Source organism: Halalkalibacter sp. HAAS-P013, assembly GCF_056619925.1.
In genome coordinates, this window is the sequence record NZ_JBWQTU010000018.1 from 1 (window position 1) to 17,697 (window position 17,697).

Annotated in this window: 26 protein-coding genes and 1 rRNA gene; 2 read left to right on the top strand and 25 right to left on the bottom strand. The window is 39.6% G+C overall.

The genetic code is table 11. The annotated features are described in order from the left end of the window. Together AC1FXP_RS19950 and AC1FXP_RS19955 are read right to left on the bottom strand one after the other, a co-directional pair. Positions 1-214: ribosomal RNA gene (locus tag AC1FXP_RS19950) — 16S ribosomal RNA — on the bottom strand; the annotation flags it as partial. Between the two features lie 337 nt (positions 215-551). Next, entirely contained in the window at positions 552-773 is a 222-nt protein-coding gene (locus AC1FXP_RS19955; RefSeq protein ID WP_250097930.1) for a hypothetical protein, read from the bottom strand. Positions 774-945: 172 nt separating this feature from the next. Between AC1FXP_RS19955 and pdaB the strand changes: the two genes are divergently transcribed. Then, on the top strand, positions 946-1,707 hold the full coding sequence (gene pdaB / locus AC1FXP_RS19960) for a polysaccharide deacetylase family sporulation protein PdaB (RefSeq protein WP_480063750.1): 762 nt from the start codon (positions 946-948) through the stop codon (positions 1,705-1,707). Positions 1,708-1,759: 52 nt separating this feature from the next. On the opposite strand, the gene AC1FXP_RS19965 is transcribed toward pdaB, so the two are convergent. Beyond that, on the bottom strand, positions 1,760-2,350 hold the full coding sequence (locus tag AC1FXP_RS19965; protein WP_480063751.1) for a KinB-signaling pathway activation protein: 591 nt from the start codon (positions 2,348-2,350) through the stop codon (positions 1,760-1,762). Between the two features lie 144 nt (positions 2,351-2,494). Between AC1FXP_RS19965 and gerD the strand changes: the two genes are divergently transcribed. Beyond that, positions 2,495-3,103, top strand: a complete 609-nt coding sequence (gene gerD, locus AC1FXP_RS19970; protein WP_480063752.1) for a spore germination lipoprotein GerD — start codon at positions 2,495-2,497, stop codon at positions 3,101-3,103. A gap of 145 nt (positions 3,104-3,248) precedes the next feature. Here the strand turns inward: gerD and AC1FXP_RS19975 are convergent, their stop codons facing one another. From AC1FXP_RS19975 to rpsE, 22 genes are all read right to left on the bottom strand, one after another. Then, the gene (locus AC1FXP_RS19975) at positions 3,249-4,301 is read right to left on the bottom strand and encodes an Mrp/NBP35 family ATP-binding protein (RefSeq protein ID WP_480063753.1); all 1,053 of its coding nucleotides are present in this window, start codon (positions 4,299-4,301) and stop codon (positions 3,249-3,251) included. Between the two features lie 80 nt (positions 4,302-4,381). Continuing rightward, entirely contained in the window at positions 4,382-5,107 is a 726-nt protein-coding gene (cwlD, locus tag AC1FXP_RS19980) for an N-acetylmuramoyl-L-alanine amidase CwlD (protein ID WP_480063754.1), read from the bottom strand. A 311-nt stretch (positions 5,108-5,418) separates the two neighbouring features. Then, complete coding sequence (locus tag AC1FXP_RS19985) at positions 5,419-5,853, bottom strand: YbaK family protein (RefSeq protein WP_480063755.1); 435 nt, start codon at positions 5,851-5,853, stop codon at positions 5,419-5,421. Between the two features lie 354 nt (positions 5,854-6,207). Further along, complete coding sequence (gene rpsI / locus AC1FXP_RS19990) at positions 6,208-6,600, bottom strand: 30S ribosomal protein S9 (RefSeq protein WP_034631441.1); 393 nt, start codon at positions 6,598-6,600, stop codon at positions 6,208-6,210. Positions 6,601-6,619: 19 nt separating this feature from the next. Then, positions 6,620-7,057 (bottom strand): 50S ribosomal protein L13, encoded by a 438-nt coding sequence (gene rplM, locus AC1FXP_RS19995; RefSeq protein ID WP_034631444.1) that lies wholly within the window; start codon positions 7,055-7,057, stop codon positions 6,620-6,622. Between the two features lie 200 nt (positions 7,058-7,257). After that, on the bottom strand, positions 7,258-8,022 hold the full coding sequence (gene truA, locus AC1FXP_RS20000; RefSeq protein WP_480063756.1) for a tRNA pseudouridine(38-40) synthase TruA: 765 nt from the start codon (positions 8,020-8,022) through the stop codon (positions 7,258-7,260). A 14-nt stretch (positions 8,023-8,036) separates the two neighbouring features. Then, a complete protein-coding gene (locus AC1FXP_RS20005) occupies positions 8,037-8,837 on the bottom strand; it encodes an energy-coupling factor transporter transmembrane component T family protein (RefSeq protein ID WP_480063757.1) in 801 nt (266 codons plus the stop codon). 4 nt (positions 8,838-8,841) lie between these two features. Continuing rightward, complete coding sequence (locus AC1FXP_RS20010) at positions 8,842-9,708, bottom strand: energy-coupling factor transporter ATPase (RefSeq protein ID WP_480063758.1); 867 nt, start codon at positions 9,706-9,708, stop codon at positions 8,842-8,844. Further along, complete coding sequence (locus AC1FXP_RS20015; protein ID WP_480063759.1) at positions 9,684-10,520, bottom strand: energy-coupling factor transporter ATPase; 837 nt, start codon at positions 10,518-10,520, stop codon at positions 9,684-9,686. Before AC1FXP_RS20015 ends, AC1FXP_RS20010 begins: the two co-directional genes overlap by 25 nt. A gap of 115 nt (positions 10,521-10,635) precedes the next feature. Beyond that, positions 10,636-10,998 (bottom strand): 50S ribosomal protein L17, encoded by a 363-nt coding sequence (gene rplQ, locus AC1FXP_RS20020; protein ID WP_034631456.1) that lies wholly within the window; start codon positions 10,996-10,998, stop codon positions 10,636-10,638. A gap of 80 nt (positions 10,999-11,078) precedes the next feature. Further along, positions 11,079-12,023: a DNA-directed RNA polymerase subunit alpha gene (locus AC1FXP_RS20025; protein ID WP_034631457.1), complete on the bottom strand. Its 945-nt coding sequence runs from the start codon at positions 12,021-12,023 to the stop codon at positions 11,079-11,081. A gap of 166 nt (positions 12,024-12,189) precedes the next feature. Beyond that, complete coding sequence (gene rpsK / locus AC1FXP_RS20030) at positions 12,190-12,582, bottom strand: 30S ribosomal protein S11 (protein WP_480063760.1); 393 nt, start codon at positions 12,580-12,582, stop codon at positions 12,190-12,192. 20 nt (positions 12,583-12,602) lie between these two features. Further along, positions 12,603-12,968, bottom strand: a complete 366-nt coding sequence (gene rpsM / locus AC1FXP_RS20035; RefSeq protein ID WP_480063761.1) for a 30S ribosomal protein S13 — start codon at positions 12,966-12,968, stop codon at positions 12,603-12,605. Between the two features lie 20 nt (positions 12,969-12,988). Further along, on the bottom strand, positions 12,989-13,102 hold the full coding sequence (gene rpmJ, locus AC1FXP_RS20040) for a 50S ribosomal protein L36 (RefSeq protein WP_003322638.1): 114 nt from the start codon (positions 13,100-13,102) through the stop codon (positions 12,989-12,991). A 99-nt stretch (positions 13,103-13,201) separates the two neighbouring features. Beyond that, positions 13,202-13,420, bottom strand: a complete 219-nt coding sequence (gene infA, locus AC1FXP_RS20045) for a translation initiation factor IF-1 (RefSeq protein WP_010896341.1) — start codon at positions 13,418-13,420, stop codon at positions 13,202-13,204. Positions 13,421-13,424: 4 nt separating this feature from the next. Further along, positions 13,425-13,733, bottom strand: a complete 309-nt coding sequence (locus AC1FXP_RS20050) for a KOW motif-containing protein (protein WP_480063762.1) — start codon at positions 13,731-13,733, stop codon at positions 13,425-13,427. Positions 13,734-13,751: 18 nt separating this feature from the next. Continuing rightward, entirely contained in the window at positions 13,752-14,498 is a 747-nt protein-coding gene (gene map, locus AC1FXP_RS20055; RefSeq protein WP_480063763.1) for a type I methionyl aminopeptidase, read from the bottom strand. Next, positions 14,495-15,148 carry an adenylate kinase gene (locus AC1FXP_RS20060; RefSeq protein ID WP_480063764.1) on the bottom strand — a complete coding sequence of 218 codons (654 nt, stop codon included), beginning with the start codon at positions 15,146-15,148 and terminating at the stop codon, positions 14,495-14,497. The genes map and AC1FXP_RS20060 overlap by 4 nt, the downstream gene beginning before the upstream one ends. Before the next feature lie 74 nt (positions 15,149-15,222). After that, positions 15,223-16,515 carry a preprotein translocase subunit SecY gene (gene secY, locus AC1FXP_RS20065; RefSeq protein ID WP_480063765.1) on the bottom strand — a complete coding sequence of 431 codons (1,293 nt, stop codon included), beginning with the start codon at positions 16,513-16,515 and terminating at the stop codon, positions 15,223-15,225. Then, complete coding sequence (gene rplO / locus AC1FXP_RS20070; protein WP_332632884.1) at positions 16,515-16,955, bottom strand: 50S ribosomal protein L15; 441 nt, start codon at positions 16,953-16,955, stop codon at positions 16,515-16,517. Before rplO ends, secY begins: the two co-directional genes overlap by 1 nt. Positions 16,956-16,987: 32 nt before the next feature. Further along, positions 16,988-17,176, bottom strand: coding sequence for a 50S ribosomal protein L30 (gene rpmD / locus AC1FXP_RS20075; protein WP_480063766.1), 189 nt, complete (start codon positions 17,174-17,176; stop codon positions 16,988-16,990). 13 nt (positions 17,177-17,189) lie between these two features. Then, entirely contained in the window at positions 17,190-17,690 is a 501-nt protein-coding gene (rpsE, locus tag AC1FXP_RS20080; RefSeq protein WP_480063767.1) for a 30S ribosomal protein S5, read from the bottom strand. Positions 17,691-17,697: the final 7 nt, after the last annotated feature.

The following is a 17,697-nucleotide window of genomic DNA, read 5'->3' on the forward strand; positions in this document are numbered from 1 at the left end:
TCTTTGAGAGTAAACGCATGCGCGTTCAATCTATTACCCGGTATTAGCACCGATTTCTCGGTGTTATCCCGATCTACAGGGCAGGTTGCCCACGTGTTACTCACCCGTCCGCCGCTAACATCATAAGAGCAAGCTCTTATGATGTCCGCTCGACTTGCATGTATTAGGCACGCCGCCAGCGTTCGTCCTGAGCCAGGATCAAACTCTCCATAAAAATGGCAAGCTGATTAGCTCAAAATGTATCGCTAACGATACTTCATCGTTTTAATAAAAACGATGAGAAAAATTGACGAGATATCATGTATCTCTATTTCGCTTGGCTTTTGTTCAGTTTTCAAAGAACTAATTGTCGGTCATTAGCGACCTGTTTTACTATAACACAAACAGTTTTATTGGTCAACACCACTTTTTAAGAACTATTTGCGGCAAGAAATAATATACCATCCTGCCTACAATGAAGTCAACACTAAATCGAAAATTAATTTAAAAACTAAACAGTCACACCTTTTTGTATTATTTCTAACCCGTAACAATAAGAACCAGCACACAAATTACTGTGTGCTGCGTTTGTTTAGAACATATTTCATGGTTTCCTTAGGAGGTACGAATCGTTTATAGATTTTAAAAACAATCTGGTACTTTTCCTCCATTGCACGTTTTACTACATCATCAATCCGCGGATCAGATAGGTCTAATAGTAACTCTTCCATTTCTCTTTTTAACATATATTCTACTTCTTGTACCTCTTTTTCGTTTAAAATAACCCCTAACAACAAAACCACCTCGACTATTGTGACTAACAACTACAAAAATCTTTCTACATGATGATCTCCAGTTCTTCTCTCAAAAACTCTTTTAAATTATTTTCAATTTGTTCCAATTTTATTCATATCTTCTATGTTTACACCATAGATTGGTCATAACAATGGACAAGGAGGGTAAGAAATGAATTTCTTTTGGATCTTTCATGCCAAACGAATTAAGCAATTATCACTAATTATCATCGCTGCCTTTTTTACGGCTGGTTTACTTTTTGTAGAACGTTCCCAAATAACCGTCTTCTCTACCCCAGATGGACCGCAAGCTTTTTATAAGGCTGAGACTAATGACAAACAGGTAGCGTTAACGTTTAACATAAGTTGGGGAGAAAATCGTATTGGTCCGATTTTAGACATTCTAGACCAAAAAGAAGTAGATCATGCAAACTTTTTTGTTTCTGCTTCCTGGGCAGAGCGCTATCCTGATGTTGTAAAAGAGATTAAAGAAAGAGGCCACACTGTTGGGAGTCACGGTTATCAATATAAAGACTATACAAGTTGGGATGATGAAAAGATAAGAAAAGATATCAATCAGAGTACTCAAATTTTATCTGAACTTATCGGGGATAAACCTACGCTTTTACGTCCTCCGAATGGTTCATTTGACAAGCGTGTATTAAGCTTGGCTGATAAACAAGGCTATAGCGTTGTTCACTGGAGTGTTAACTCAAAAGACTACCAAAACCCTGGTGTTGATGCAATTGTAAATGCAGTCGTACCTGAAACAAGTTCTGGAGACGTCATTTTGTTTCATGCTTCTGATTCTGTCAAACAAACGCATAAGGCTCTACCTATTGTCATTGATCAACTTCGAGGCAAAGGATTTTCTTTCACGACAGTTGAAGATTTAATTGCAAGTACAATATCAGAAAACGAAGAAATCAAATAACAAAGAGGGCACCCTGTATAAAGACAGAGTGCCCTCTTTCGATTAAATTCTACTAATTTTCTTTTTTTGTCAAACGATGTAGGGTTAAGAGTTGCCATGTATTCGCTGTAATTAAAGGAGTAAAATAAAGCCATAACCATTTAGGATCATTTACCGTTAATGCTGGAACCCATTCAATTGAAGTAACGACAACAATAAAGAATAAGGCAGGGATAAACGCACCTTGGTTTGTATCTTTGGCCTTTAAATAAGCAATCAGAAGTCCGTAGATGAGTAACAAGATTGGCATGATCATGTAATGAAAGATCGTTTCACCTGGTTCAGCAAACGCAATGTACCTGAAATAAATTAAATCAAAAACAACAAAACCAACAAGAATCATTTGTACATAATTCCATAGCTTCTGTGATTTAAATAATGCAAGACCAAATCGGTGAACCGTTAAATATGCAAAGAAGCCCATTTGACTAATTAAACTAAACGCGGCACAAATACCAAGTAACCATAGTAACCCAAAAAATAAATTCAAAAACGAACCTTCTGTATATACGTGGAAATCCAATATAAATCCAACAATCGCACCACTAATGCTACCAACTAAAAGAGTGGAAAAAAACAAGTAAACAACTTTTCGACTGTTCACAGACAAATCCCCCATTATTCAATTATGCTTACATGATTGTAACAATCTCCTAAAAAAAATGCTAGAACTTCTCTAATTGTCATGAATAATTACAAGACAAATATCTCAAATTAATGACAAAATGACCGAAAGGAGCCGCACAGCATGAGACAAACTTTATCTGTAATTGTTATTAGTTTCCTTCTTATTACTCTAGCTAGTTGCGCAGCAGCAGACAATAGCGGCGGTAATAACAATCCTGATTACGACACCACAAAAAAAATGATGGTTGATATGCTGCAAACTGATGAAGGAAAAAAAGCAGTACAAGAAGTTTTATCAGATGAAGAAGTAAAAAAAGAAATCGTCATGGATACAGATTTCGTAAAAGAAACAATACAAACAACTCTTACGTCTGAGGAAGGTAAATCATTTTGGCAAGAAGTGATGAAAGATCCTGAATTTGCTCAAACATTCGCAGAAAGCATGCAAACGGAAAATGAAAAAATGCTTAAGAGTTTGATGAAAGATCCAGAATATCAAGCTATGATGATTACCGTGCTACAAGACCCAGAAATGGAAGATGCCTTTTTAGAAACAATGAAATCAAAGGAATATCGCACACAAGTTATGGCTATCATGTCAGAGTCTTTTGAGAGCCCTTATTTTACAGCGAAGATAAACGAAATACTCACAAGAGTCGCCGAGCAACAAATGGAAAAACAAGACCAGCCTGCTGAAGGCGGTGGAGAAGGTGGTGGCGGGGGGGGGTAACTAGCTTCAGAGTTACACATTACCCTCTTTCAACATAATTCCACAACCTAACTTGCTAACTCAACAAAAAAAGCCCAATGAGGAGGCCACTGAAAAAAGGTAAAAACCGTACCTTTTTCAGTGGCCTTACAATGAGTTTTTTTTGTTAGCTTGTTTTTTCAATAACTCTTTTAGAAATCTGTTCATAAATTTGTCCAATTGGATGATCCGCAGCATAGACTGATGGAGCAAAGTCATCTTTATTAATCTCTGGCTGGCCTAAAGGAATTTGTCCTAATAAATCAGTCTTTAATTCCTCTGTTAGCCTTTCGCCTCCACCCGTACCAAAAACATACTCTTTTTCACCTGTTACACGGCTTTCAAAGTAAGCCATATTTTCAACAACACCTAAGATTTCATGATGTGTTTTAATCGCCATTGTTCCTGCCCGTGCAGCAACAAATGCCGCTGTAGCATGAGGAGTAGTTACAAGTATCTCTTTTGAATGCGGAAGCATCGTATGAAGGTCTAATGCTACATCACCTGTTCCAGGCGGCAAGTCTAATACTAAATAATCCAGATCTCCCCATTCTACTTCCGTGAAGAATTGATTTAACATCTTTCCAAGCATTGGACCTCTCCAGATAACAGGAGCATTATCTTCAACAAAGAATCCCATTGAAATGACTTTTACATCGAAACGCTCAACGGGATAGATTCGATCGGCTATAACTTTCGGACGCTCCTCAATTCCCATCATATCAGGTACACTAAACCCGTAAATATCAGCATCTATGATTCCTACTTTTTTACCTAAACGGGCAAGGGTCGTAGCTAGGTTTACTGAAACGGTCGATTTTCCTACTCCGCCTTTTCCGCTTGTTACGGCAATAAATGTTGTTTTGCTACTAGGCGCTAAAATTTGAGGACCTTGAAAAGCAGGTTCATTCACGCCCCCTAACTTTTGAAGCTCCTCATCTGATAGCTCTTCAAATCTAAGACCTACTGAAGTAGCCCCTTCCCCCTTTACAACATTAACGATCTCTTGCTGTACTTCCATTTGTTCAGCAGTTCCTGTTTTTGCTAAGGCAATTTTCAAGCTGACATTGCCTTCCTTTATCTTTATTTCACGGACGCCACCCGTTTCGACAAGATTTTTATTTAAGTCTCGATCTTTTACTCGTTTTAATGCTTCGATGACTACTGCTTCTGTTACCAATACGGACACCTTCCTTTTTCCAGTTATATCCCTAGTATATCACAGGAGTAAAGAAGAACGTGAATCCGGTTCCACATAGTTTATTTTGGAACTTTTTCATCTGTATAGTAACGTAAGATCCCCTGATAAATCGATGCTGCTACCTTCTGTTGATATTCCTCTGTATTTAATAACTCTGCTTCCGTTGGATTCGATAAAAAACCAGCTTCAATCAAAACACCAGGAATAGATGCTTGTTTTATTAAATAAACGTTATGAATCGGCTTAGCTTGTCTTGTCGTATTTTCTAAATTACGAATGACTTCATCTTGGACGAGTTTAGCTAGACGCTCATTTTCTGGAATCGCTCGGTTGTAGAACGTCTGTGCGCCACTCCATCTAGGCGAAGGAATAGCATTTAAATGAAGACTTACAAACATATCAGCATCTGAATCATTTACAATTTCTGCACGCCGTCTTAAATCTTCATTTTTCCTTTGTCTTACCTTTTTTGTTTCTGCATTCGCTAAATCATGATCATCTTCTCTCGTCATCAATACAAGCGCTCCTGCTTCTTGTAAATAGTCTCTAAGCTGCTCACTTATTAATAACGTAACATCCTTTTCAAGAATTCCACTTTTTGAAACAGCCCCGCCATCAATTCCTCCATGCCCTGGATCAACTACTATTATTTTACCTGATAACGGTAAGTTCCAAGTAGACCATGAATCATTACTTACAAATTGATATTGAATAATAAATAACAAACTAACTACACCTAGAGCAAATGCCCCACCTTTTAACCACTTTATCAAATTCACTATCATCCCTCCTCGTCCATTTATATATATTGGGACAAGGAGCAGAATATGAAAGAGGAATACAAAAAGGAGATGTTTTCGAGGGCACTAAAAAAGGCGGTTTTCCCTTTTTCAGTGCCCTCTATGCAATGAGCGAAACCGTTGCAATTTTTTTAAGCCTGCTATGAGTGGGTTTCTCGTAGCAGGCGTGCAACGTGTGTAGCCATTGCCGCTTCCTTGAGTAACATTTAAGAAGTTTTTCAGCGGCCTCATGTTTTTCCCTTTTTTGTATTCCTCTTAATGTAATAGCAAGTATGTTATTTAGAAAAAATCATTTATTAATGCAACCTCAAGCGGTATCTTTTCTCCCCTTCAATAAAACCTTTTGTCCACCAATGATCAACAAAGGCTTCAGTGGCAACCTGTAAGGAATCAAGCAAATAATCAGATTCAATTAACCATCCTTGGAGAAGATTAAAAATACAATGGGTTATTTCTGTAACATCTTCATCACATCTTTGCTTCACGTCTGCAATGGATTCACCTAAATAACCAAACTTTCCATATTCAGCTCCTAATAAGTAAGCATCAATAGCCATATCCATACATGGATCTAATAAAAAAGGGTGGGAAAGAAAATGAAAAGGAACAACATTCTTAAAATGCTCTTTAACATTTGCTTGAAGCTTCTTCAAAGAAAGACTTCGAAGTACACTTCGTTCAAATTTCCATTGCTTTTCCCTTCGTTTTTCTGAAAGCAAAGTTACGGTCATTATCCTCCGCTCCTTTCATTTCATTTTCTTTCTAATTAGTATGAGAAGGAGAAACTAGGAGCATGCAGTGGAAATACTGTCGATATTGTCCAAGTGTTTGATAATTTAAAATCATTAATTCAATGAAGTCTCTGTCTAGTTGCCAATAAATCATCCTCTTCCTTTATCGAAAGAAACACATTGCATTTCCATTTGGTCAAATTCCTCAGACATAATGAGTCAGCTTATCGAATAAAATATTTCTGATGAGTTAATATGTTATGTAGAATGATATTTATCCTACTTGCGCAAGGAAAAGCAAGTACAAAAAAGACCCCCAAGCAAATAGCTTGAGAGCCTTGAAACGTAGATATATTAACGTTTTGAGAACTGAGGTGCACGACGTGCTGCTTTAAGACCGTATTTCTTACGCTCTTTCGCACGTGCATCACGAGTTAAGAAACCTGCAGTTTTAAGAGCAGGACGGTTGTCAGGATCTACTTGAAGTAGAGCACGAGCAACACCATGACGGATAGCACCCGCTTGTCCTGTGTAACCACCACCATCTACATTAACGTGAACGTCGTATTGACCTTCTACGCCAACCTCAACAAGTGGTTGTTTAACAATAAGCTTTAAAGTTTCAAGATTGAAGTATTCATCTAATTCGCGACCGTTAATAACGATACGGCCATCACCTGGTAATAGGCGTACGCGAGCAACAGAGTGCTTACGGCGACCTGTACCATAATATTGTACTTGTGCCAAAATAATACCCTCCTATCGATTAACCACGAAGCGTATAAGCTTCTGGTTTTTGAGCTTGATGTTTGTGTTCTGGTCCTGCATATACATGAAGTTTCATGCCTTGTGCGCGTCCAAGAGTGTTCTTTGGAAGCATTCCTTTGATAGCAAGCTCAAGCATGCGCTCTGGCTTGTTAGCACGCATATCAGCTGCTTTCGTTGCTTTTAAACCACCAGGGTGATTTGTATGACGGTAGTAAATCTTGTCATTTAATTTGTTACCTGTTAGTTCAATTTTCTCAGCGTTAATGATGATTACATGATCACCAGTGTCAACGTGAGGAGTAAAAGTTGGTTTGTTCTTACCACGTAGGATAGAAGCAACTTCTGAAGCTAAACGACCAAGCGTTTGACCTTCAGCGTCTACTACATACCACTTACGCTCAACTTCGTTTGGCTTTGCCATATATGTTGTACGCATGTATTTCCCTCCTAAAGAAACGATCACTTTCGTATTTTCAAAAATAAAATCTAAAATGTTAAAACCAATGTCTAATGTAACATTCCGAACCCGGGGCTAGTGGGTTTTGGAATTACCATCTAACATCATATAATATTCAAAACCCAATGTCAACAAAATGTTACACTAGGCATCGTTGTTATATGATTTTTTTTATAAGCCTAATATATTTCACTAAAAATATGCTCTGCGTAGGATACTTTCCAAAGAAATAGTCCAGTTCCAGGAGCTGTCTTTCCTGCAATTGTTCGATCTTTTGCAGCAAGAATTGAAGCAAGTTCGTTCACTTCTCGTTTGCCTGCACCAACTTCTAACAAAGTTCCCACAATTATTCGAACCATGTTGTACAAAAAACCACTTCCAACCAACTTAAAAACGAGCTCATCATGCTCTTTCTCAATGGAAATAGCAAATAATGTCCGCACTTTGTCTACCACACTCGTATTAGCGGCACAAAAAGACGAAAAATCATGCTTTCCAATAAGCGTTTGAGCCGCATCTTTCATACGAGATACCGAGACCTGATACGGCACATGGTGAGTTACATTCCGTCTGAACACATCGCCTTCTTGCCCAAGTAAAACACGATAGCGATATTCCTTTTTTACTGCATGATAGCGAGAATGAAAGTCCGAAGCGACATAACTAGCTTCTATCACACGGATATCAGCCGGAAGACAAGCATTTAACGCTTTAGGCCAACGAGCAGCAGGGATGGCTAATGTTGAATCAAAATGAACAACCTGTCCTCTTGCATGCACCCCAGTGTCTGTGCGGCCAGATGAATGGATGCGGATCTGCTCGCCTTTATGAATTCGAGAAACTGCCCTCTCTATTTCTTCCTGGACGGTTCGACTATTAGGCTGAACTTGATAACCTGAAAAGTTCGTACCTTCGTATGTGACCCATAAAGCAACTCGCTTCACCTTCATCCTCCCTTTCATATGAAACGTAATAAAATGATTACTGTACCAAAGCTAACACAAAAAAGAAATGCAATTGTATCTCTCCACTTCCAAAGAAGTAATCTATATTTGGTACGCCCCTCGCCTCCACGATAGCCACGTGACTCCATAGCAAGAGCTAAGTCCTCTGCTCGGTTAAAGGCACTAATAAATAAAGGAACTAATAGCGGCAGTAAGGCCTTAATCCGTTGTCCAATAGGACCCGATGTGAAATCGACACCCCTTGCCATCTGAGCCTTCATAATTTTTTCCGTTTCCTGCATAAAGGTTGGGATAAATCGTAAAGCTATTGACATCATTAGAGCTAGCTCATGCGCAGGTAGACGAATTTTCTTTAATGGGCTAAATAAGCTTTCAAGCCCATCTGTAAGATCAATCGGCCTTGTTGTCAGAGTTACGAGTGAAGTAAGCAAGATAATCGTTATTAAACGAATAGCAATTGTAACCCCTTGTCGCAGCGCTTCCTCATAAAGAGTAAAAAAACCTAATCTAAAGAGCACTTCTCCTTCTCTTGTTAAAAAAAGATGAAGAATAAAAGTGAACAAAACTAGCCAAAGAATTGGCCGAATCCCTTTATAAATAAACGAAAGTGGTACACGTGATAAAGTTACCATACCAATTGTAAATAAAATAATTAATGTATTTGTTAGCCAATTATTCGCAAGAAATATAATGAGAACTAATAAAAAAACACTAATTAACTTTGACCGTGGGTCTAGACGATGTAAGATCGAAGAAGTAGATACATATTGTCCAATGATGACATTTTGTAACATTGATCTACTCCCCTTTATGCTTAAATAAATTTCCTAAGAAATGTGAAGTACCTTTTGTATCAAAATGCATAGGTACCTCATCTAAGCCAAACTTCTCTTTTATGCTTTGTAGAAAACGGACAGACTTAGGCAGGTCGAGTCCTATTTCATGCAATCTTGCCGCCTGTTCAAAAATAAGTTCTCGCCCCCCAACCATTTCAATGGAACCATTATGAAGCACAATAATTTGATCTGCATACTTAGCCGCATCCTCCATATGATGAGTGACAAGAACTGTCGTCGTTTCGTTTGTTTTATGATAGTCATAAAACAGCTTCATCATTTGATCCCGCCCCTCTGGGTCAAGACTGGCAGCAGGTTCATCTAACACAAGCACCGCTGGTTGAACAGCTAGCACTCCCGCTATCGCAACTCTGCGCATCTGACCACCGCTTAATTGAAAGGGAGAGGTTGATAGAATGTCTTCTTTAAGACCAACGAGCGGAAGAAGATCCTTCGCCCGTCTGATTGCCTTCTCTTTAGGTAACCCAAAGTTAATAGGACCAAAGCAAATATCTTTTTCTACCGTTTCTTCAAATAGCTGATGCTCTGGGTATTGAAAAACTAATCCTACCCGTTTCCTCAAGCCTCTTAAATCTACTTTCTTCTCGCCAGCTATCAACTCATAGTTACCTACCTTAACTGAGCCAGCACTAGGACGTAGCAATCCATTAATATGTTGAATAAACGTTGACTTACCAGAGCCGGTATGACCGATTACAGCGGTAAAAGAGCCTGACGGAATGGTTATAGAAAAATCTTTGAGCGCTACCTTCTCAAAGGGTGTCCCTTCCATATAGCGATATTCTACTTTGTTGAATACAATGTCCATAACTCATTCATCAGCTCACTTTCACTCAGGCAAGTATTACGTAATGTAATTCCTTCTTCTTCAAGCTTATGCTGCAATTCAACCGAAAAAGGAAGAGATAACCCTAACTCTGATATTCTCTCTTTTTGAGAAAACAACTCTTCTGGGCGCCCTTCTAATGCCAGCCTTCCTTCATGAAAAAGAAGCAACCGACTAGCAAGCACGGCTTCATCCATGTCGTGCGTAATCGATATAATCGTAACCCCTCTTTGATGCAACATTTGAATCGTATCCATCACTTCTTTTCTACCAATCGGATCAAGCATGGAAGTGGCTTCATCAAAGACAATTACTTCTGGCTCCATAGCCATAATCCCAGCAATGGCAACTCTCTGTTTTTGACCACCAGATAAACGATGTGGTTCAGATTCAAGAAGATGAGAGATTCCGATTAATGAGGCGTACTTTGTAATTCTCTCTTCCATGATTTCACGTTTGACACCTAAGTTTTCTAATCCAAATGCTAAGTCATCTCTTACAGTCGTGGCTACGAATTGATGATCGGGGTTTTGAAAAACCATCCCTACTACACTACGAATGGACCAAATGTCACTTTCGTTTTTAGTAGACATTCCAGAGACCATTACCGTACCTTTAGTAGGTAAGTGCAATCCGTTTAGAAGGCGACCAAACGTTGATTTACCTGACCCATTCCGGCCAAGTATAGCAACCCATTCATTAGCTTCAATACTGACAGTAAGATCGATTAACGCGTAATCACCGGCATTTTCATACTGAAAAGTGACTTTGTCTAAAGAAATTAAAGCGGACACATCTTCACCCTCTTAGAAAAATGGGCAAACAAAAAAGGGCCCAGAGTCAGAGCATACGTGCTCAGATCTGATTTGCCCTTTGTCGCCTCATCTATTCACTCATGTATCAATTCAATTATACAAGCTCGATAATAACCATAGGTGCACCGTCACCACGACGAGGACCCATTTTAAGGATACGTGTATAACCACCTTGACGCTCTTCATAACGAGTTGCAATATCAGAGAAAAGTTTTTGGATTGCGTCTTCGCCAGTCTCTTCATTTGCTACTTCTCTACGGATAAAAGCAGCAGCTTGACGACGTGCGTGTAAATCTCCACGCTTTCCAAGTGTAATCATTTTCTCAACGATTGAACGAAGCTCTTTTGCTTTCGCTTCAGTTGTTTCGATACGCTCGTTAATGATAAGATCAGTTGCTAAATCACGGAATAGAGCCTTACGACCAGCGCTATCACGACCTAATTTTGCGTATGCCATGTTCGTTTCCCTCCTTTGTTACCTGCTCGATTACTCGAACAACACTATATAAAACGTAATAGAAAAGTTGAGGGGTAGTACTATTCTTCTTTACGAAGACCGAGTCCTAGCTCTCCAAGCTTCTCTTGAACTTCTTCTAATGACTTACGACCAAGATTACGAACCTTCATCATGTCTTCTTCAGACTTATGAGTTAATTCTTGAACCGTATTAATCCCCGCACGCTTTAAACAGTTGTAAGAACGAACCGATAGATCAAGTTCTTCAATTGTCATTTCAAGAACTTTCTCTTTCTGATCTTCTTCTTTTTCAACCATAATTTCAGCATTTTGTGCTTGGTCCGTCATTCCAACAAAAATGTTTAAATGCTCAGTTAAGATCTTAGCACCTAAAGAAACAGCTTCTTCAGGACGGATGCTTCCGTCAGTCCAGACATCAAGAGTTAGTTTGTCATAGTTGGTTACTTGACCGACGCGTGTATTCTCAACTTGATAATTCACACGTGAAACTGGTGTGTAAATCGAATCAATAGGAAGAACTCCAATTGGTTGATCATCATTCTTATTGCCCTCAGCAAGAACATAACCACGACCACGCTTTGCAATAAGTCGCATACGAAGATGAGCGCCTTTTGCAAGAGTTGCAATGTGAAGATCAGGATTCAGAACTTCAACATCGCTGTCGTGTGTTAAATCATTTGCTGTTACAACACCCTCACCTTGGATGTCGATTTCAAGGGTCTTCTCTTCATCAGAATAGATTTTAAGAGCAAGCTTCTTTAGGTTCAAAATGATTGTCGTTACATCTTCTACAACACCTTCGATTGTAGAGAACTCATGTAATACAGAATCAATTTGAACAGATGTTACAGCAGCGCCTGGTAAAGAGGAGAGAAGAATACGACGTAAGGAGTTACCTAGCGTAGTACCATACCCACGTTCTAATGGTTCTATCACAAACTTCCCATACTTTGCGTCTTCACTTACTTCAACCGCTTCAATATTTGGCTTCTCAATTTCTATCATTAAACAAACCCTCCTTCAAAACGTCGAACTCCGGTAGACTGCAAGGATTGCCTTACCGGATAACCAGCAGGCAATTCCTAAGCTTACACCAATTTTGCCAACAGGACTGTTATCGCTCTATCCAGTATTGACAAAGCCAGGAAAATCTATACAAAGATTTTTTCCGTTATACTCTGCGACGTTTTGGTGGGCGACAACCGTTGTGAGGAACAGGAGTAACATCTTTGATCATGTTAACTTCAAGTCCAACAGCTTGTAAAGAACGGATTGCCGCTTCACGACCAGCACCAGGTCCCTTAACAGAAACCTCGATAGTTTTCATGCCATGCTCCATTGCTGTTTTACCAGCAGTTTCAGCTGCCATTTGAGCAGCGAATGGAGTTGACTTACGAGAACCTTTGAATCCTAATCCACCAGCACTAGCCCAAGAAATTGTATTACCATGCGTATCTGTAATTGTCACGATCGTATTGTTGAAAGTTGAACGAATGTGAGCAACTCCAGTTTCAACATTTTTACGTTGACGACGCTTTGGACGAGTATTCGTTTTCTTAGCCATTTTTTATGCGACCTCCTTTACTACTTTTTCTTATTTGCTACTGTACGACGAGGACCTTTACGCGTACGAGCATTGTTTTTAGAATTTTGTCCACGAACAGGTAAACCACGACGGTGGCGGATACCACGGTATGAACCAATTTCAATTAGACGTTTAATATTAAGTGAAACTTCACGACGAAGGTCACCTTCTACTCTATAGCTTTCAACTGCTTCACGAATGCGTCCTAATTCTTCTTCTGTTAGATCACGAACGCGAGTATCTTCAGATACACCTGCTTTCGCTAGAATTTCAGACGACTTAGCTTTGCCGATCCCGAAAACATACGTAAGTGAAATTACTACGCGTTTGTCACGAGGAATATCGACGCCTGCAACACGTGCCATGTGCAGCACCTCCTTGTTATTTAGCCTTGTTTTTGCTTATGCTTAGGGTTTTCACAAATAACCATTACCGTCCCCTTACGACGGATAACTTTACACTTTTCACAAATAGGCTTGACTGATGGTCTTACCTTCATTTTTTTTACCTCCTATATGGTACGGAGTCCTCTGATTACAACTAATCAGATTAAAGCAGGACAATCAAAGATTATCATGCTAGTCGCTCTCGCAACGTATTATTTGTATCGATATGTGATTCGTCCACGTGTTAAGTCATAAGGAGAAAGTTCAACAGTCACCTTATCACCAGGAAGAATTCGAATGAAATGCATACGAATCTTTCCAGAAACGTGGGCAAGAATCTTATGACCATTTTCTAATTCAACACGAAACATTGCATTTGGAAGAGGTTCAATAACTGTACCTTCTACCTCAATAACATCTTCTTTAGCCATGGGCTCACTCTCCTTCCTTCAGTAAATCAGAATGATGCTCTAAGAAATTCGTTATAGCGTAACGTAATTTTCCATTAGTAACACGTCCTGTTTCAACAAAGCTGCTCTTCACTTCATCAGCAATGTAATCTAATAACTCTAGGTGATTCATGTTCTTTTTCTTCATTCGGTCAACTTTTCTTCTATCACCATCAGCGATTTTCACAAAGCGATCATCAATTAGTTCAACTATAATCCCTAATTGACCTTGATCACGGCCTTTTGTAATCAGAACAATTTGACCAATCTCCGGAGAAGAACCAGAGTCTTGCATAGACATCATCACCTACATTTAAGCTTTCGTTAAGATTTCAAAACCTGACTCCGTAATAGCAATTGTATGCTCAAAGTGTGCACAATTCTTTCCATCAACTGTCACAACTGTCCAGTTATCAGAAAGAGTACGTACATACCGTGTACCAGCATTAATCATCGGTTCAATAGCCAAAACCATTCCTGGTTTAAGTCTTGGACCTTTGCCTGGCGGACCGTAATGAGGAATTTGAGGGTCCTCATGCAAGTCTTGCCCAACACCGTGTCCAACATACTCACGAACGATCGAATATCCTAATGGTTCTGCATACGTTTGAATCGCATGTGAGATATCTGATAAGCGATTCCCTGGTTTAGCAAACTCCAAACCTTTAAAAAGGGACGTTTCTGTAACATCAAGCAATTCTTGATCTTTTTTAGAAATCTCGCCTACTGCATATGTCCATGCTGAATCTCCGTGATAACCATTATAATAAGCTCCGATGTCAATGCTAATGACATCTCCATCTTTAAGCACTCTCTTTCCAGGAATACCGTGTACTAGTTCCTCATTTACCGAAGCACAGATGCTGCCTGTAAACCCATTATAACCTTTGAATGAGGGAGTTGCTCCGTGAGAACGAACCAACTTTTCAGCAATCTCATCCAACTCTTTTGTAGATATGCCAGGCTGAATATGTTCTTTTAACGCTTGATGCGTTAAAGCAACAATTTTACCGGCTTCGCGCATGATTTCAATTTCTCTATCCGTCTTACAAATGATCATGCATGAAGTCCTTTCAACAGCTGATCAATATCTTCAAATACTTTATCTATATCTTGATCACCATTTATATCACGCAGGTAGCCTTTTTCTGTGTAGAAATCTACTAAAGGCTTTGCTTGCTTTTGGTTTACTTCAAGACGCTTTTTCACTGTTTCTGGCTTATCATCATCACGTTGAACTAATTCTTTTCCGTCAACATCACAAATCCCTTCCACTTTAGGTGGATTGAAAATGACATGATATGTTCTACCAGAAGTAGGAGAAACACGACGTCCAGTTAAACGATCCATTAAAAGCTGTTCAGGAACATCAACGTTTAAGACATAATCAATCTTACGTCCAAGAGATACTAGTAACTCTTCTAACGCTTCTGCTTGAGCAACTGTACGAGGAAATCCGTCTAACAAGAAACCATTTTGACAGTCATCTTCTGCTAAACGATCTCTTACAATCCCGATTGTTACTTCATCAGGTACAAGTTCGCCAGCATCCATGAAAGATTTAGCTTTTAAGCCAAGTTCGGTTTCACCCTTAATCGCAGCGCGAAACATATCGCCCGTTGAAATATGGGGAATGCCGTACTCCTTAACAATTCTCTCAGCTTGTGTGCCTTTACCAGCACCAGGTAATCCCATTAAAATTAGATTCATTCCAATCTCCCTCCATCGCTCCGATTTAACAACAGAAGGCGAACGGGAAGAAAACGACTTCCCAGATCCCCTTATTACTTAATAAATCCTTTATAAGAACGTTTAATTAGCTGACTTTCAATTTGCTTCATCGTGTCTAATGCTACACCAACAACGATTAATAATCCAGTACCACCAACCTGTACAGCAGGTGGTAAATCCATCAATCTAGTGAAGAATACAGGAATAATGGAAACAATAGCAAGAAAGAGTGCACCAACAAACGTTAATCGATATAAAATACGTGTTAAGTAAGTCTGTGTAGTCTTACCGGGACGAATGCCTGGGATATACCCACCTTGCTTTTTGAGGTTGTCAGCCATTTTTTCCGGATTAACTTGGATAAACGTATAGAAATACGTAAATCCAATGATAAGAAGTGCATAAACGACCATACCAATTGGTTGAGTATAATCAAATACTCTTGTTACCCAAGCAGCGATCTGATTATCAGTTCCAAAGAAACCAGCAACGGTTGGCGGAAAGATAAACAAAGAGAGTGCAAAGATAACCGGAATTACACCTGCAGCATTTACCTTTAACGGTAAATGTGTAGACTGGCCGCCTACAGGACTACGCCCTACTAAACGCTTAGCGTATTGCACTGGTACTTTTCTTAATGCTTGTTGAACGAAGATAACAACGACGATGATCGCTAATACAGCAAGTGCAATAAGAAGGACGGTAACAATACTTAGGAAAAGTTGCTCCCCAGCACCTTCAATTTGAGTAGCATAGATTTGGTTAACTCCATTAGGGATCCCCGCAGCAATACCTGCAAAGATAATAATTGAAATCCCGTTACCTACACCCTTTGCTGTAATCTGCTCACCTAACCACATTAAGAAAGCAGTACCTGCAGTTAACACTAAAGCGATAAATAAATAAGTTGGAACACTAGGATTAGGAATTAAACCTGGAAATAAGGAGTTAAAGCCAATAGACATTCCTAATGCTTGAATAAAACCTAACACGATTGTTCCATAACGGGTAAACTGAGCTAATTTACGTCGACCAGCTTCCCCTTCTTTCGCCCATTCAGCAAATTTAGGTACGACATCCATTTGTAATAACTGCACAACAATCGATGCAGTGATATATGGCATAATACCCATTGCGAAGATCGAAAAGTTCCCTAAAGCTCCACCACCAAACGTATTCAAAAACCCAAATGCATTCGCTTGATCGTGAAAATTTAGTACATCCTTGTTCGCTCCTGGAACAGGGATAAAACTTCCGATACGAAAGACAATGAGCATAAGGAGGGTGAAAATCACCTTTTGGCGTAAATCACCCACGCGCATAATGTTGGAGATAGTCCGGAACATTAAATCACCTCAGTTTTACCGCCAGCAGCTTCGATAGCTTCTACTGCAGACGCTGAGAACTTATGTGCTTTAACAGTTAAGTTTTTCTCAAGATTTCCATTACCTAGAACCTTGATACCAACTTTTACGTTTTTCACTGTACCCGACTCAATAAGAAGCTCAGGTGTAACCTCAGTACCCGCATCAAAGCGGTTTAGCGTATCAAGGTTAACTACTGTATACTCCTTACGAGTTGGGTTTGTGAACCCACGTTTCGGTAGACGACGGTATAAAGGGTTTTGACCACCCTCAAAACCAGGACGTACTCCACCGCCCGAACGAGCGTTTTGTCCTTTATGTCCTTTTCCTGCTGTCTTACCGTTACCAGAACCGATTCCGCGACCTACGCGGTTGCGAACTTTACGTGATCCTTCTGCAGGTTTCAACTCATGAAGTTTCATGTCGACACCTCCTCGTATTTAAATATTATCAATTAAGCTTCGATCTCTTTTACAGTTATAAGGTGAGATACCTTGTTTACCATACCGCGAATCGCAGCGTTATCTTGTTGAACTACTGTTTGGTGCATCTTACGCAAACCAAGTGTGTTCACAGTAACGCGTTGGTCTTCCGGGCGCCCGATAAGACTACGAGTGAGGGTAATTTCTAATTTCTTAGCCATTTACTTTCCCTCCTTATCCTAACAGTTCTTCCACGGATTTGCCGCGAAGTTTAGCAACCTCTTCAGCACGTTTTAAACCTTTAAGACCTTCCATAGTTGCACGAACCATGTTGATCGGGTTGTTTGAACCAAGAGATTTTGAAAGAATATCACCGATACCAGCTAACTCTAGTACCGCACGTACTGGTCCACCAGCGATGATTCCTGTACCTTCTGAAGCATTTTTAAGTAGGACACGTCCTGCACCAAAATGTCCAACAATCTCATGAGGGATTGTTGTGCCAACAACAGGTACTTCAATTAAATTTTTCTTTGCATCTTCTACAGCCTTACGGATTGCTTCTGGTACTTCTTGAGCTTTACCCATACCGAATCCAACGTGGCCATTTTTATCGCCAACAACAACTAATGCAGCAAAGCGGAAACGACGTCCACCTTTAACTACTTTAGCTACACGATTGATAGCTACTACTTTTTCCTCAAGTTCCAACGTATTAGGGTCAATACGACGCATTCGTTTT

Coding starts and splice junctions, on each gene's coding strand:
- pdaB (WP_480063750.1), top strand. CDS start 946: ATGAATTTCTTTTGGATCTTTCATGCCAAACGAATTAAGCAATTATCA.
- gerD (WP_480063752.1), top strand. CDS start 2,495: ATGAGACAAACTTTATCTGTAATTGTTATTAGTTTCCTTCTTATTACT.
- cwlD (WP_480063754.1), bottom strand. CDS start 5,107: ATGATAGTGAATTTGATAAAGTGGTTAAAAGGTGGGGCATTTGCTCTA.
- AC1FXP_RS19985 (WP_480063755.1), bottom strand. CDS start 5,853: ATGACCGTAACTTTGCTTTCAGAAAAACGAAGGGAAAAGCAATGGAAA.
- rplM (WP_034631444.1), bottom strand. CDS start 7,057: ATGCGTACAACATATATGGCAAAGCCAAACGAAGTTGAGCGTAAGTGG.
- AC1FXP_RS20005 (WP_480063757.1), bottom strand. CDS start 8,837: ATGTTACAAAATGTCATCATTGGACAATATGTATCTACTTCTTCGATC.
- AC1FXP_RS20010 (WP_480063758.1), bottom strand. CDS start 9,708: ATGGACATTGTATTCAACAAAGTAGAATATCGCTATATGGAAGGGACA.
- rplQ (WP_034631456.1), bottom strand. CDS start 10,998: ATGGCATACGCAAAATTAGGTCGTGATAGCGCTGGTCGTAAGGCTCTA.
- AC1FXP_RS20025 (WP_034631457.1), bottom strand. CDS start 12,023: ATGATAGAAATTGAGAAGCCAAATATTGAAGCGGTTGAAGTAAGTGAA.
- rpsK (WP_480063760.1), bottom strand. CDS start 12,582: ATGGCTAAGAAAACGAATACTCGTCCAAAGCGTCGTCAACGTAAAAAT.
- rpsM (WP_480063761.1), bottom strand. CDS start 12,968: ATGGCACGTGTTGCAGGCGTCGATATTCCTCGTGACAAACGCGTAGTA.
- rpmJ (WP_003322638.1), bottom strand. CDS start 13,102: ATGAAGGTAAGACCATCAGTCAAGCCTATTTGTGAAAAGTGTAAAGTT.
- infA (WP_010896341.1), bottom strand. CDS start 13,420: ATGGCTAAAGAAGATGTTATTGAGGTAGAAGGTACAGTTATTGAACCT.
- AC1FXP_RS20050 (WP_480063762.1), bottom strand. CDS start 13,733: ATGCAAGACTCTGGTTCTTCTCCGGAGATTGGTCAAATTGTTCTGATT.
- map (WP_480063763.1), bottom strand. CDS start 14,498: ATGATCATTTGTAAGACGGATAGAGAAATTGAAATCATGCGCGAAGCC.
- AC1FXP_RS20060 (WP_480063764.1), bottom strand. CDS start 15,148: ATGAATCTAATTTTAATGGGATTACCTGGTGCTGGTAAAGGCACACAA.
- secY (WP_480063765.1), bottom strand. CDS start 16,515: ATGTTCCGGACTATCTCCAACATTATGCGCGTGGGTGATTTACGCCAA.
- rplO (WP_332632884.1), bottom strand. CDS start 16,955: ATGAAACTTCATGAGTTGAAACCTGCAGAAGGATCACGTAAAGTTCGC.
- rpmD (WP_480063766.1), bottom strand. CDS start 17,176: ATGGCTAAGAAATTAGAAATTACCCTCACTCGTAGTCTTATCGGGCGC.
- rpsE (WP_480063767.1), bottom strand. CDS start 17,690: ATGCGTCGTATTGACCCTAATACGTTGGAACTTGAGGAAAAAGTAGTA.